The 12,816-nt window shown below is 73.5% G+C and carries 9 protein-coding genes; 4 read left to right on the top strand and 5 right to left on the bottom strand.

Translation table 11 applies throughout. The annotated features are described in order from the left end of the window. From ACIBK3_RS37965 to ACIBK3_RS37945, 5 genes are read right to left on the bottom strand one after another with little or no spacing between them, the layout of a single operon-like run. Positions 1 to 870 carry a biotin-dependent carboxyltransferase family protein gene (locus tag ACIBK3_RS37965; RefSeq protein WP_399372423.1) on the bottom strand — a complete coding sequence of 290 codons (870 nt, stop codon included), beginning with the start codon at positions 868 to 870 and terminating at the stop codon, positions 1 to 3. Further along, positions 867 to 1,484 carry a 5-oxoprolinase subunit PxpB gene (pxpB, locus tag ACIBK3_RS37960; RefSeq protein WP_399372422.1) on the bottom strand — a complete coding sequence of 206 codons (618 nt, stop codon included), beginning with the start codon at positions 1,482 to 1,484 and terminating at the stop codon, positions 867 to 869. Before pxpB ends, ACIBK3_RS37965 begins: the two co-directional genes overlap by 4 nt. Next, complete coding sequence (locus tag ACIBK3_RS37955) at positions 1,481 to 2,239, bottom strand: LamB/YcsF family protein (protein ID WP_399372421.1); 759 nt, start codon at positions 2,237 to 2,239, stop codon at positions 1,481 to 1,483. Before ACIBK3_RS37955 ends, pxpB begins: the two co-directional genes overlap by 4 nt. Positions 2,240 to 2,255: 16 nt before the next feature. Continuing rightward, a complete protein-coding gene (locus ACIBK3_RS37950; RefSeq protein ID WP_399372419.1) occupies positions 2,256 to 3,092 on the bottom strand; it encodes a putative hydro-lyase in 837 nt (278 codons plus the stop codon). Continuing rightward, positions 3,089 to 4,390 (bottom strand): MFS transporter, encoded by a 1,302-nt coding sequence (locus tag ACIBK3_RS37945; RefSeq protein WP_399372418.1) that lies wholly within the window; start codon positions 4,388 to 4,390, stop codon positions 3,089 to 3,091. The genes ACIBK3_RS37950 and ACIBK3_RS37945 overlap by 4 nt, the downstream gene beginning before the upstream one ends. Before the next feature lie 171 nt (positions 4,391 to 4,561). Here ACIBK3_RS37945 and ACIBK3_RS37940 point away from each other — a divergent pair, with 171 nt between their 5' ends. From ACIBK3_RS37940 to ACIBK3_RS37925, 4 genes are all read left to right on the top strand, one after another. After that, on the top strand, positions 4,562 to 5,263 hold the full coding sequence (locus tag ACIBK3_RS37940; protein WP_399372416.1) for a GntR family transcriptional regulator: 702 nt from the start codon (positions 4,562 to 4,564) through the stop codon (positions 5,261 to 5,263). Positions 5,264 to 5,491: 228 nt separating this feature from the next. Continuing rightward, complete coding sequence (locus ACIBK3_RS37935) at positions 5,492 to 7,021, top strand: hypothetical protein (protein ID WP_399372414.1); 1,530 nt, start codon at positions 5,492 to 5,494, stop codon at positions 7,019 to 7,021. Positions 7,022 to 7,148: 127 nt separating this feature from the next. Next, the gene (locus ACIBK3_RS37930) at positions 7,149 to 8,039 is read left to right on the top strand and encodes a hypothetical protein (protein WP_399372411.1); all 891 of its coding nucleotides are present in this window, start codon (positions 7,149 to 7,151) and stop codon (positions 8,037 to 8,039) included. 147 nt (positions 8,040 to 8,186) lie between these two features. After that, positions 8,187 to 12,815, top strand: a complete 4,629-nt coding sequence (locus ACIBK3_RS37925) for a hypothetical protein (protein WP_399372409.1) — start codon at positions 8,187 to 8,189, stop codon at positions 12,813 to 12,815. Position 12,816: the final 1 nt, after the last annotated feature.

Here is a 12,816-nt window from a genome sequence, read left to right as displayed (position 1 = left end):
TCAGTGGCGGCGTACGGCCACGAACCGTACCGGCGTGCCGGGCACCGCCTGCGCGGCGGCCGGCAGGTCGGCCGCGCGGACGACCGCGATCACCGGGTACCCCCCGGTGGTCGGGTGGTCGGCGAGGAAGACCAGAGGCCTGCCGTCGGGCGGGACCTGGATGGCGCCCAGCACCATGCCCTCGCTGGGGAGTTCGCCGGTCAGGGCCCGCTCCAGGGCGGGTCCTTCGGTGCGCAGCCCGATGCGGTTGCTCGCGGAGGAAACCCGGTAGGTGCGGGCGGTGAAGGCCCGTACGGCGTCCGGCGTGAACCAGTCGTCGCGCGGGCCCAGGGTCACGCGCAGGACGAGTTCGGCCGGGGGCGCCGGTTGGGGCGCGACGTCCACGCGCGCGTGGAGCCTCCCCGGGGTCCCCAGGGGCAGTACCGCGCCGTCCGTGAGCGGGGGCGGCCCGAGGCCCGACAGCAGGTCCGTGGAGCGGCTGCCGAGCACCGCCTCGACGGCGAGCCCGCCGGACACGCCCACGTAGCTGCGTACTCCCGAGACGGCCGTTCCGACGTCCAGGAGAGCGCCGGCGGACACCCGCACCGGGGCACCCCAGGCGACCGGCCTGCCGTCCAGGGTCACCGGGCAGGGCGCGCCCGCCACGGCCACGGTGACCTCCGAGCGGGGCCGGAGCGTGCAGCCGTTGAGGGTGGTCTCCAGGACGGCGGCCTCGGGGCGGTTGCCGACCAGACGGTTGACGAGCGCCGCCGCCGGTGCGTCCAGCGCGCCGGAGCGGGGCACGCCGAGGTGGGCGTGGCCGGGGCGGCCCCGGTCCTGGACGGTCGTGAGGGCTCCGGCGCGGACGACGGCGAGCGCGCGGTCCGTCATGACCGCCCCACCGGAACGAACCGCACGCGCGTACCCGGGGACAGCAGCGCGGCCGGTACGCGCGCGTGGTCCCACAGCACGGCGTCCGTGGTGGCGATCAGCTGCCAGCCGCCGGGCGACGAGCGGGGGTAGACGCCCGTGTACGGGCCCGCCAGCCCGACCGAACCCGCCGGGACGGCCGTGCGCGGAGTGGCCCGGCGCGGGACGTGGTAGCGGGCCGGCAGGCCGGTGAGATAGCCGAAGCCGGGGGCGAATCCGCAGAAGGCGACGGTGAATTCGGTGGCCGCGTGGATCCGGGCCACCTCCTGCTCGGCGACGCCCCAGTGGGCGGCGACGTCGGCGAGGTCGGGGCCGTCGTAGCGCACCGGGAGTTCGATCGCGTCCCGCGCGCGTGGGGGAGCGGGTGGGACCTCGGCGGCGGACAGCTCGGTGGCGAGGCGGGCCGGGTCGTCGAGGCCGTCGAGGAGGACCGTGCGGGCCGCGGGGACGATCTCGCGGACCGCGAGCGAGCCCTCAGCGCGGCGCCGCACCAGCTCGGCGTGCAGGGCCTGGGCCTCCTCGCCCGAGGTCACCTCCACGAGCAGGGCGTCGTCGCCGACGGGCAGGGTTTTCATACGAAGGCCTCCACGCGGACGCCCGAGGTCTCCAGCCGTTCCCGGACCCGGCGGGCCAGGTCCACCGCGCCGGGTGTGTCCCCGTGCAGGCACAGGGACCGTGCGCGTACCGCGATGCGTGCCCCGGAGCGCGCGGTGACCTCGCCGGAGCGGGCCAGGTCCAGCGACCGTTCCACGACGGCCTCGGGGTCGGACACCACGGCGCCGCTCTGGCCGCGCGGCACGAGCGTGCCCTGGTCCGTGTACGCGCGGTCCGCGAACGCTTCCGTGACGGGCGGCAGGCCCGCCTTGTCGGCCAGGTGCAGCAGGCGCGAGCCGGGCAGGCCGAGCACGGGCAGCGTGGCGTCCGCGAGGAGCACACCGTCCACGACCGCGGCGGCCTGCACCTCGTCGTGCACCACCCGGTTGTAGAGCGCGCCGTGCGGCTTGACGTACGACACGCGGGAGCCCGCCGCGCGTGCGAACACCTCCAGGGCGCCGATCTGGTAGGCCACCTCGGCCGCCAGTTCGGCGGGCGGCACGTCCATCGCGCGCCGCCCGAACCCCGCCAGGTCCCGGTAGGAGACCTGCGCGCCGATCCGTACCCCGCGCTCGGCCGCCAGCGCGCACACGCGCCGCATGGTGGCCGGGTCCCCGGCGTGGAAGCCGCAGGCCACGTTGGCGCTGGTGACGACGGTCAGCAGCTGCTCGTCGTCGGTCAGCCGCCAGCGGCCGAAGCCCTCGCCGAGGTCGGCGTTGAGATCGATCGAGGTCATCCTTGGTCTCTCCTGCTCAGGCCACGCGGTACTGCTCGTCGCGGGCGTCGGTGAGGAACATCTGGCCCGGTGCGTGGGTGATGGCGAACGGCGGGCGGGAGGCCATCACCGCGGCCTGAGGGGTCACTCCGCAGGCCCAGAACACCGGGATGTCGTCCGGTCCGGCGTCCACCGGATCCCCGAAGTCGGGCCGGCCGAGGTCGGCGATGCCGAGCCCCGAGGGCTCGCCGCAGTGCACGGGGCTGCCGTGCACCGCCGGGAGCAGACTGCTCTCCCGGATGGCGGCCGCCAGATGCCGCGGCGGCACCGGACGCATGGACACCACGAGCGGACCGTGCAGCCGCCCCGCCGGACGGCACGCGCGACTGGTCACATACATGGGAACGTTGCGGCCCTGCTCGATATGCCGGATCGGGACGCCCGCCTCGGCCAGCGCCCACTCGAAGGTGAAGCTGCAGCCGATCAGGAACGACACCAGGTCGTCGCGCCAGTGCGCGCGCACGTCCGTCGGCTCGTCCACCAGTTCGCCGTCCTGCCACACGCGGTAGCGCGGCAGGTCGGTGCGCAGATCGGCGCCGTCCGCGAGCACCGTCGACCAGGAGCCGGCGTCCGTGACGTCGAGCACCGGGCACGGCTTGGGGTTGCGCTGGCAGAACAGCAGCATGTCGTACGCCCAGTCGGCGGGCACCGAGATCAGGTTGACCTGGGTGTGGCCGGCCGCCACTCCGGCGGTGGGGCCCGTGAGCCCCGCCCGGAAGCGGGTCCGGGCCTCTTTCGGGCTCCACGCGTGCGCGTGCTCGTCGACGAGGGTGAGCGGGCGGTCGATCACAGGGTGGCCTTCCGTGCGGTTCACGCGAGCTCCTTTCCACGCGTCTCCGGCAGCCCCAGCAGGGCCAGGGCGGCGATGCCGTACCCGATCGCGCCGAAGATCAGCGCACCGCCCACACCCCAACTGTCCGCCAGGAAGCCCACCGTGGTGGGGAAGACGGCACCGACGGCGCGGCCGGCGTTGTACGTGAAACCCTGCCCGGCGCCGCGCACCGCCGTCGGGTACAGCTCGCTCAGGTAGGACCCGAAGCCGCTGAAGATCGCCGACATGCAGAACCCGAGGGGGAATCCGAGCACCAGCAGCAGGGTGTTGGAACCGCTGGGGATGTTCCCGTACGCCACGATGCTGACGGCCGACAGGAGGGCGAAGAGCCAGATGTTGCGGCGCCGGCCGAGCTTGTCGGTGAGGTAGCCGCCGGTCAGGTAGCCGAGGAAGGCACCCGAGATCAGGAACGTCAGGTAGCCACCGGTGTTGACGACCGACAGACCGCGATCGCTCTTGAGGTACGTCGGCACCCAGGTGGCGAGCGTGTAGTAGCCGCCCTGGACGCCGGTGGAGAGCAGACCCGCGAAGATCGTCGTACGCCGCAGGCCGGGCTTGAAGATCGCCTTGAAGGAGCCCTTCCCGGCGTTCTTCTCCCGCACCGCGACCGCCTCGGGCGCGTCCTGCACGCGGCGCCGCATCCAGATGACGAGCAGCGCGGGCAGTGCGCCGGTCCAGAACATGATGCGCCAGGCCAGGCCGTCGTCGAAGAACGAGAACACCGCCGTGTACACGATCGCGGCCATCGCCCAGCCCACGGCCCAGGAGCTCTGGATCGCGCCCAGGGTGCGGCCCCGGTGTTTGGTACTGGCGTACTCGGCGACCAGGATCGCGCCGACCGCCCACTCGCCGCCGAATCCGAGGCCCTGGAGGGCGCGGAAGACCAGCAGCGACTCGAAGTTCGGCGCGAAGCCGCAGGCGACGGTGAAGACCGCGTACATGATCACCGTGATCATCAGCGCCTTGACCCGGCCGACGCGGTCGGCCAGCACGCCCGCGAGGGCGCCGCCGATGCCGGACGCCGCCAGCGTGACGGTCGTGAACAGGCCGGTCTGACCGCTGTCCAGGCCGAAGTACGCGGCCAGCGCGACCATGCTCAGCGGCAGCGTGAAGTAGTCGTACGAGTCCAGGGCATAGCCGCCGAAGGCGCCGGCGAAGGCGCGGCGGCCGCGCGGACCGAGCGCCCGCAGCCAGGCGAAGGCCCCGTCGTCGGCGGGCAGTTCGTGCGCCGCGGTGTGGGTGTCGGTGGTCAGTTCCTGAGGCGGAGGGGTCGTGCTCATGAGCACCTCGCAGAGGGAGGACGGAGGGTGCGTGCAAAGCGAGCGGGCCGTGCGGAAGCCGGTGCGCCGTCGTGAGCGGGACAGCGCCGTTCCCAGCAAGGTAGAGGATCGTTGAACGATTCTTCAATACCCACGTTGTTTCGTCCTTGTATCTGCGGTTGAATTCCCGGCATGGCAGAGCAGATGGCCCCACTGGCCGACGACCGCGCCCTCCTGGGCCGTACCAGCACCGCCGAACGGGTCTCGGACATCCTCAGGAGCCGTATCGCCGAGGGATACTTCCCGCCCGGAACCCGGCTGTCGGAGGACAGCATCGGCGGCGCGCTCGGGGTCTCCCGCAACACGCTGCGCGAGGCGTTCCGGCTGCTCACCCATGAGCGCCTGCTCGTCCACGAGTTGAACCGGGGCGTCTTCGTCCGGGTGCTGACCGTCGAGGACGTCGAGGACATCTACCGCACCCGCGCTCTGGTCGAGTGTGCGGTCGTACGAGGACTCGGTGAGCCGCCGTACGGTCTGGACGGCCTCGCGGAAGCCGTGGCGGAAGGACAGCGGGCGGCGCGGGAAGGCGACTGGAAGACGCTGGGCACGGCCAACATCCACTTCCACCGGGAGCTGGTCGCGCTCGCCGGCAGCGACCGCACCGCCGAGCTGATGCGCAGCGTCTTCGCGGAACTGCGCCTCGCCTTCCACGTGGTGGACGAGCCGCGCCGACTGCACGAGCCGTACCTCGCCCGCAACCAGCAGATCCTTCAGGCGCTCCAGGCAGGGGACAAGCGCGAGGCGGAGAAACTGCTCGCGGTGTACCTGGACGACTCGCTGGAGAGGGTGGTCGAGGTGTACCGGCGGCGGGTGGGCGAGGAGGGCGGATCGTAGGGGCGCGGGCTGTATCGACATGCGGCTCCGCCGCGATCGATGTGTGGCTCCGTCCCCTCTCCCGGTCTCCCGGTCTCCCGGCTTGGCTCGAGCGGGGGACCCCAGCACGGGCGCGACAAATCCCCACCGGACCGCACCCGGAGAACGGCCGGTGGTCGTCCGGCCGGCCGCCGGAGGCGATCCGCGCCGTTTGGGTCGTTGTCAGACCGAGGACCTAGTCTGTGCAGCGTGACTTCGCCTGCATCGACGGACAGTGTTCCGCCCCAGCTCAGCGCGGGGCCGCGCCCCGCACCGGGCCCGGCCGCCGACGAGGGACTGGCGCGGCGGCTGCGCGCGCTCGCCTGCACCGCGCCGCTGCACGACCTCGACGCCCGCAAGGCCAACCTCGCCGGCGAGTACTCGGTGTACGGCATGGCGGAGGTGGCCCTGGCGGCCATCGACCTGGTCACCCTGAACATGGACTTCGACACGGGCGCCGACCACGACCAGATCGTCGCCCGGCTCATCCCCCGCATCGCCGCCCAGGCCCCGCGGCGGCCCGTCGCCGAGCACGAACGCGTGGCCCGCTGGGTCCTGGAGAACCTGATCAACGTCGGCAGCGTCGACCGGGGGTTCCGGGCGGTCTACGGCACCTTCGCGCCGGACGGCACCTATGTCCGCCGCGACTACGACTTCAAGCTGATCGAGGAAGTGCCCGGTCCCGGCGGGTCCGTGTACCTCCGTACGACGGACGAGGCGGTCAACGTCCTCGTCGGCGCCCTCGACACGGATGTCACCAGCGCGCAGATCGCCGCCGAGGTCAAGCTGGAGGTACTGATCAGCCGGGGCCGCCTCGCCGACGCCCAACTTGCCGCCGAACAGGCTCGCTACCGCACGGTCCAGTACTCGGAGACCCTGCGCCGGGCCCTGGACGCGACCCGGCGCAACGTCCGCGCGGTGGACTGGCTCACCACCGTGCCCGACATGATCGCCGAGGCCCTCGACCACGTGGCCGACCGCTACCGCCACGAGAACGCGATCCTCACCAACATCCGCAAGGCGCGTGACGAGTCCGAGGACCCCGAACAGAAGAGGCGCGCCGCCGAGTTGGTGGACATCGTGAAGGACTGCATCCGGCGGCACACCCAGTTGCAGTCGCGACTGCTGGAGGCCGGTCCGCTGTTCCGGGCGGAACAGGACCGGCAGGCCTTCGCCACGCCGATGACGACGTCGGGGATCGATCTGTACGGGCATCTGGTGGCGCCGGTTCTGCCGTTGCCGGTGGAACAGGCGGCCCGGGTCACGGACGCGTTCTTCTCGCACGGGACCGGATTGCGTACGCCGGTGTCGGTGCGGGTGGGTGACCTCGTCGACATACTGCTGACGCCGCCGATGGAGCGCGAGCACCTGGGGGCGGAGATGCCGGAACCGGATCTCATCGCGACGCCGGACGACAGCCGGTTCAGTGAGGAGCAGCTCGGCGCGGCGATGGAGTTGCTCGATCTGCCGGCGGATGCGCCGCGGCGGCTTTCGGGGCTGCTGGCGGAGGCCCGGCGGACCGGCGATCCCGATCTTGCCTACCTTGTCGCGTTGTTGGCCGTGCATGCCGCCAGTCCGCCGGTCGGCACGGCTTATCGGCAGGGGGAGGAAAAGCTGTTGTTCGCGGTGGATGACGGGACGGAGCTTGATGATCCCGAGTTCGGTGGAGCCGATCTGATAGTGGGGATGGCGTTGTTGGATTCGGCCGGAATGGCGGCGGACAGGACGGAGGCGGCTTGATGTCGTATGCCGACCGCGGGCCGGTTGTGGCCGGTCGCGCCCACGCGGCAGAGCCGCACAGGGCACAGCCCCGCGCCCCTGAGGGTGTTGCCCGCACTGTCGTTTTCAACGTTGAGGAGTTCTGGCCGTGACCGAGTACGTCGACCGGAGTGAGCCGGAAGCCGGGCCTGCGCCGGCGACCGCCGCCGTCACCCCCGCCGACGCCGCCGACGCGGCGCGGCTCGTCGCTTTCGGCCTGCAGCCCAAGGTGCAGCCCGCGCGGGACCAGGAGTACACGGACCTGCTGCGGCGCTACCGCGAGGATCCGCCCTTCGCGCGGCTCGCCGACGCCGTGGCCGCCGGGCTGGGGCTGGTCGTGCTGGAGGTGTCCCCGCGCGCGGGAATGGCGGTGACGGCCGCCGAGGACTCGGTGTTCGCGGTGCGGATGGGGGACTACGCGCGCCGGACGTCCGCCGACGGAGGGGACCGGTTCCTGCACGGGCTGGCGCATCTCGCGGTCGCCGCCATGGCGTTTCCGCGGCCGGAGGACCTGGCCGACGACGGGTACATCGGGCGGGTCTCGGTCAACGGCGTCGACGCGTTCGTACGGCAGGCGTGCCGGCGTCTGGAGGAGCGCGCCGAGGTGCGGGGCGAGAACACCGACCCGGCGACCGACGCGCCAGGACTGGAGGCCGCGTGGCGGATCTGGGCGAGACGAAGCGCGGCCGGTGCGACCAAGGACGCGCGCCGGCTCGCCGGTTCGACGACCGGCATCGTCGGCAAGGCCGTCGCGTTCCTGACCGACTCCGGGTTCCTGCAGCGGACCGGGGACGACAACGGCGGCACGTACCGCACCACGGCCCGCTACCAGCTCCAGGTGCGGGACATGGCGGGCAGTGCCGCGATGGCCGAGCTTCTCGAGCTGGGTGTCGTGCCGGTGACCGACGGGACGCCGACACTGCTGCCGCCCGAGGACACCGACGACCTGGAGCTGGTGGCCGATGCCGGGTTGCCGTTCCACGCGCCTTCCCGGTCCTGAGCCGTGCATCAGTCCTGGGCCTGCATCAGTCCTGGGCCTGCACCGGTCCTGGGCCTGCACCGGTCCTGGGTCCTCCACCAGTCCTAGGTCCTGCACCGGTCCTGAGTCCTGAACTTCCCTTCTGACGAAGCCTTACGAGAGTCCGCCATGTACGAGCTGTCCCGGGTCCGCCTCTACTCCATCGGGCCCGCCGGTGCGCGCTATGCCGACACCGTGCTTGACCTGCGGGGCGTGGGCGAGCCCGTGCCCGACCCCGCGCCCACCCAGGCGGAGTTCTTCGAGGACGAACCGGTCGGCCCGCCGCGCCGGCCGGCGCCCGCCGGAGTGCTCTTCCTGGAGAACGGCGGCGGCAAGTCCGTCCTGCTGAAGCTGATCTTCTCGGTGATGCTGCCCGGCCACCGCAACACCCTCGGCGGCGCGAGCTCCGGTGTGCTGCGGAAGTTCCTGCTCGCGGACGACTGCGGGCACGTGGCGCTGGAGTGGCAGCACGTGCTGACCGGTGAGTGCGTGGTGGTCGGCAAGGTGAGCGAGTGGCGGGGGCGTCAGGTCTCCAACGACCCGCGGAAGTTCGCCGAGGCCTGGTACTCGTTCCGCCCCGGGCCCGGCCTGAGCCTCGACAGCCTGCCCGTCGCCGAGTCCACCGCCGTACGCCAGTCCGCCGAGGGGCAGTCGGGGGCGCAGGGGCGGCGGCGGACCATGAAGGGCTTCCGGGACGCCATCACCGAGGCCGACAAGGCGTATCCGCATCTCGAGGTGCACTGGGAGGACATCCACGACCGGTGGATCGAGCACCTCGGCGACCTCGGTCTCGACCCCGAACTCTTCCGCTACCAGCGGGAGATGAACGCCGACGAGGGCGAGGCCGCCGGCCTGTTCGCGGTCAAGAAGGACTCCGACTTCACCGACCTGCTGCTGCGCGCCGTCACCGACACCCGCGACACCGACGGCCTCGCCGACCTGGTCAGCGGCTTCGGCAACAAGCTGGGGCGGCGGTCCGAGCTGATCGCCGAACGGGACTTCACCGCCGGGTCCGTCGACCTGCTCGGCCGGATCGTCGAGGCCGCCGAGGCCCGCTCCCGCGCGCGCGACATCCACACCGGCGCCGAGCGCCGTACCCGTACCCTGGCGCGGCGGCTGTCCGCGCGCGGCGCCCAGGAGCGGGTGCGCGCCGCCGACCTCGCCCAGCGGGTCACCGCCGCCGCGTACGCCGTCACGCAGGCCGAGGCGGCCCGCGAGCGCAGTGCGCTGATCGCCGCCGAACTGGCCTACCGGCACGCCTCCTTGGCGCTCGCCGCCGCGGAGAAGACGGCCGCCGCGCAGAAGCGCGAACTCGCCGACGCGCGCACCCTGCACTCCGCATGGCAGGCCGCCGAGCAGGTGCTGCGGCACCGTGCCGCCGCAGACCGGGTCGCCCGCGTGGCCGCCGCGATCCAGGAGGCCGAGCGGGACGCGGCCCCCGCCCTGGCCGCCCGCGCCAAGGCCGCCGTCGACCTCGTACGGGCGCTGCACGCGGCGGCTCAGAGCGCCGAGACCCTCGCCAACGAGGAGGAGGAGCGGTCCGCCGCGCTCCAGGAGGTCAGCGAGTCCGCGCACCGGGACTCCACCTCCGCCGCCACCGAGGCGCAGCGCGCCCGCAGCGAGATCGGGCACCTGCGGCAGCGCCTGTCCGAGGTCGAGCAGGAGACCGCCGAGGCGGTGCGCGCGGGCTGGCTCGACGACAGCGCGCCCGACGCCGACCCGGCCCGCGCGGCCCTCGCCGCCAGCGACGCCGAGAAGACGGCCGTCGCCGCCTGGGACACCGCCCGTGAGGCCTCGCGCCGGGCCACCGAACACGCACGTGAGGCGGCCGCCGCCGAGTCCCGCGCCGAGCTGACGGCGGCCCGTGCTGAGGACGCGGCCACGGCGGCGGAACGGTCCTACGAGGCCGAGCGCCGCCTCGCCGAGGCGCTGGCCCGGGAGGAGCGGCTCGCCGAGCTGCTCAGCCTGACCGGCCGCGACGCGCGCGCCTCCTTGGTGCCGCAGCCCCGCCAGGGCGCCGACGAGAGCGACGACCGGGCCGGACTCACTCCCGAGGACCTGGACCGGTTCGCCGACGAGCTGCGCGAACTCCTCGACGACGCCGTCTCCTCGGCCGAGCGGCAGCTCTTCGAGCTGCGGACGGCCGCCGCCGACGACTCCCGGATCCTCGGCGCCCTCGGTGACGGCGGACTGCTGCCGCCCGGCCCGGACGTCCTGGCCACCGTGGAGTTCCTCGGCGAGCAGGGCATCCCCGCACTGCCCGGCTGGCGCTACCTCGCCCAGGCCGTGGACCCCGTCGACCACGCGCGCGTACTGGCCGCCCGGCCGGAACTGGTCGACGGCGTGATCATCACCGACCCGGCCACGCACGCCCGGGCCCGCGAGGCGCTGCACGACGCGGCGCTGCTGCCCAGGTCCGCGGTCGCCGTCGGAACGGCCGCCGCCCTCCTCGCCCCCACTCCCGCGCCCGACGCGGACAGCGACGGCCGTACCGACGTCTTCCTCGTGCCGCCCAACCCCGCCATGCACGACGAGCACGCCGCCGACGAGGAGCGGCAGGCGCTGCGCGCGCGGGCGACCGAGCGGGACGAGGAGATCCGTTCCCTGGCCGCACGGCTCGGCAAGGACCGCGAGCTGGCGGCGCGGCTCGCCTCCTGGCGTACGGGCTGCCCGGCCGGCCGGCTCGTCGAGCTGGCCCGATCGGCCCACGACACGCGGGTGTTCGCCGAGGAGTCCGAGGCGGAACTGGCCGAGGCACGGGCGGTACGGGCCGAGGCCGACGAAGCCGCAGCCGAAGCCGGTCAGGTCCGTGACGAGCGGCAGGAGGCCGCCCAGAAGGCCCGGCGCGCCGCCGACGCCCTCGCCGGGCTCGCGTTCCGGCTGCGCGAGCGGGCCGGCTGGCAGGCCAAGCTGCGCGAACTCGCCGACGAGGCGACCGAGTCGGAGGCCCGCGCCCAGACCTGCCTGGAGCGTGCCCGCGCCGCCGACGAGGACCGGCGCGCCGCCCAGCGCGCCGCCGACGACGCCCGCCGCACGGCCCGTGCGCTGCGCGCCGAGCGGTCCGAGATCGCCGGCGCCCCCGACGACGTACCGGAGAACGACGCGGACGCCTCGAAGGCGTCCCTGCCCGCCCTCCGCGAGGCCTACCGGGCCGCCTCCCAGCTGTACGAGAAGGTCGGCGTCGGCGCCGACCTGCGGGCCGAGCAGGCGCGGGCGGAGAGCGACGAGAGTGCCGCGCGGGCCGAGCTGGACCGGCTGAGCAACAAGGTCCGCACGCGCGCGGAGCAGCTGCTCCAGTCACCCGACGGCTCCGACGGACCCTCCCGGCAGGCCGCCGTCGCCCGCGCCGAGGAGCTGGTGCAGCTCCTGGAGACCCGGATGTCCAGCGCGAGCGAGCAGCTCGGGCGGTTGCGGGGCGAGGCCGAGCGGCACGCGCCCGAGGACGGCGAGGCCCACACCGAGCTGCCCGAGGAGCAGCAGCCGCGCGACGCGGAGCACGCCCAGACGCTGTTGCGCACGGCGACCGCCGAACTGGCCTCACGTACCGAGGCGTTGAGCCAGGCCCGGGAGGCGCACGCCGAACTGCTGGACGCGCACCGCGCCGCCGAGGACGCCGCCGGCGGCTTCGACGAGATCGCCGCCATGCTCCGCGACCTGCTGCGCGAGCACGTCACGGAGGAGGAGCAGGACGGGAACGAGCCGTATCCGGGCAGCCTGGAGGAGGCCCGGCAGTCCGCGGCCGAGGCCCGCCGGTCGCTGCGCGGCTGCGCCGCCGACCTGTCCGCCGCCGAGGCCGCCGTGCGCGAGGCGAGCGACGTCCTCGTCCGGCACGCCAACTCCACCCGCTACGAGCAGGTCCGCACCCCCGCCCGGCAGCAGATCCGCGAGCTGCCGGCCTCCGCGCTGCCCGAGCACGCCCAGAAGTGGGCCGACGCCTTCGCGCCCCGCCTCAGGGTCCTCACCGACGAGTTGGCACAGCTGGAGCGCAATCGCGACTCGATCGTGGACCGGCTCAGAGGGCTCGTGGAATCGGCGCTCGCCACGCTCCGGTCGGCTCAGCGGCTGTCCCGGCTGCCGGAGGGGCTCGGCGAGTGGTCCGGGCAGGAGTTCCTGCGCATCCGCTTCGAGGAGCCCGACCAGGCCACGCTCACCGAACGGCTCGGCGAGGTCATCGACGAGGCGACCCGGGCGGCCGTCAGGAAGAACTCCGACCTGCGACGCGACGGCATGTCCCTGCTGCTGCGCGGGGTCGGCGCGGCCCTGCAGCCCAAGGGCGTCGCCGTCGAGATCCTCAAGCCGGACGCCGTGCTGCGCGCCGAGCGCGTGCCTGTCGGGCAGATGGGCGACGTGTTCTCCGGCGGGCAGCTGCTCACCGCCGCCATCGCCCTGTACTGCACGATGGCCGCGCTGCGGTCGAACGACCGGGGACGCGACAAGCACCGGCACGCCGGCACGCTGTTCCTCGACAACCCGATCGGACGCGCCAACGCGACCTACCTGCTGGAACTCCAGCGAGCGGTGTCGGACGCGCTCGGTGTCCAGCTCCTGTACACCACCGGCCTGTTCGACACGACCGCGCTCGCCGAGTTCCCGCTGGTCATCCGGATGCGCAACGACGCCGACCTGCGGGCCGGGCTGAAGTACATCAGCGTGGAGGAACACCTCCGGCCGGGGCTGCCTCAGCAGGCCCCGGCCGGAGAAGGTGAAGCGGTGCACAGCGAGATCACGGCGACACGGATGTTCAAACGGCCGGCGTGAC

It is taken from the genome of Streptomyces sp. NPDC050287 (assembly GCF_044459385.1).
Taxonomy (GTDB): Bacteria; Actinomycetota; Actinomycetes; order Streptomycetales; family Streptomycetaceae; genus Streptomyces.
Note: the sequence above shows the minus strand (reverse complement) of the source record. Positions and strands in the feature narration are given on the sequence as shown.

What these genes read in the sequence shown, in the direction of transcription:
- ACIBK3_RS37955 (WP_399372421.1), bottom strand. Translation starts at nt 2,239, where the DNA reads ATGACCTCGATCGATCTCAACGCCGACCTCGGCGAGGGCTTCGGCCGC.
- ACIBK3_RS37965 (WP_399372423.1), bottom strand. Translation starts at nt 870, where the DNA reads ATGACGGACCGCGCGCTCGCCGTCGTCCGCGCCGGAGCCCTCACGACC.
- ACIBK3_RS37940 (WP_399372416.1), top strand. Translation starts at nt 4,562, where the DNA reads ATGGCAGAGCAGATGGCCCCACTGGCCGACGACCGCGCCCTCCTGGGC.
- ACIBK3_RS37945 (WP_399372418.1), bottom strand. Translation starts at nt 4,390, where the DNA reads ATGAGCACGACCCCTCCGCCTCAGGAACTGACCACCGACACCCACACC.
- ACIBK3_RS37925 (WP_399372409.1), top strand. Translation starts at nt 8,187, where the DNA reads ATGTACGAGCTGTCCCGGGTCCGCCTCTACTCCATCGGGCCCGCCGGT.
- pxpB (WP_399372422.1), bottom strand. Translation starts at nt 1,484, where the DNA reads ATGAAAACCCTGCCCGTCGGCGACGACGCCCTGCTCGTGGAGGTGACC.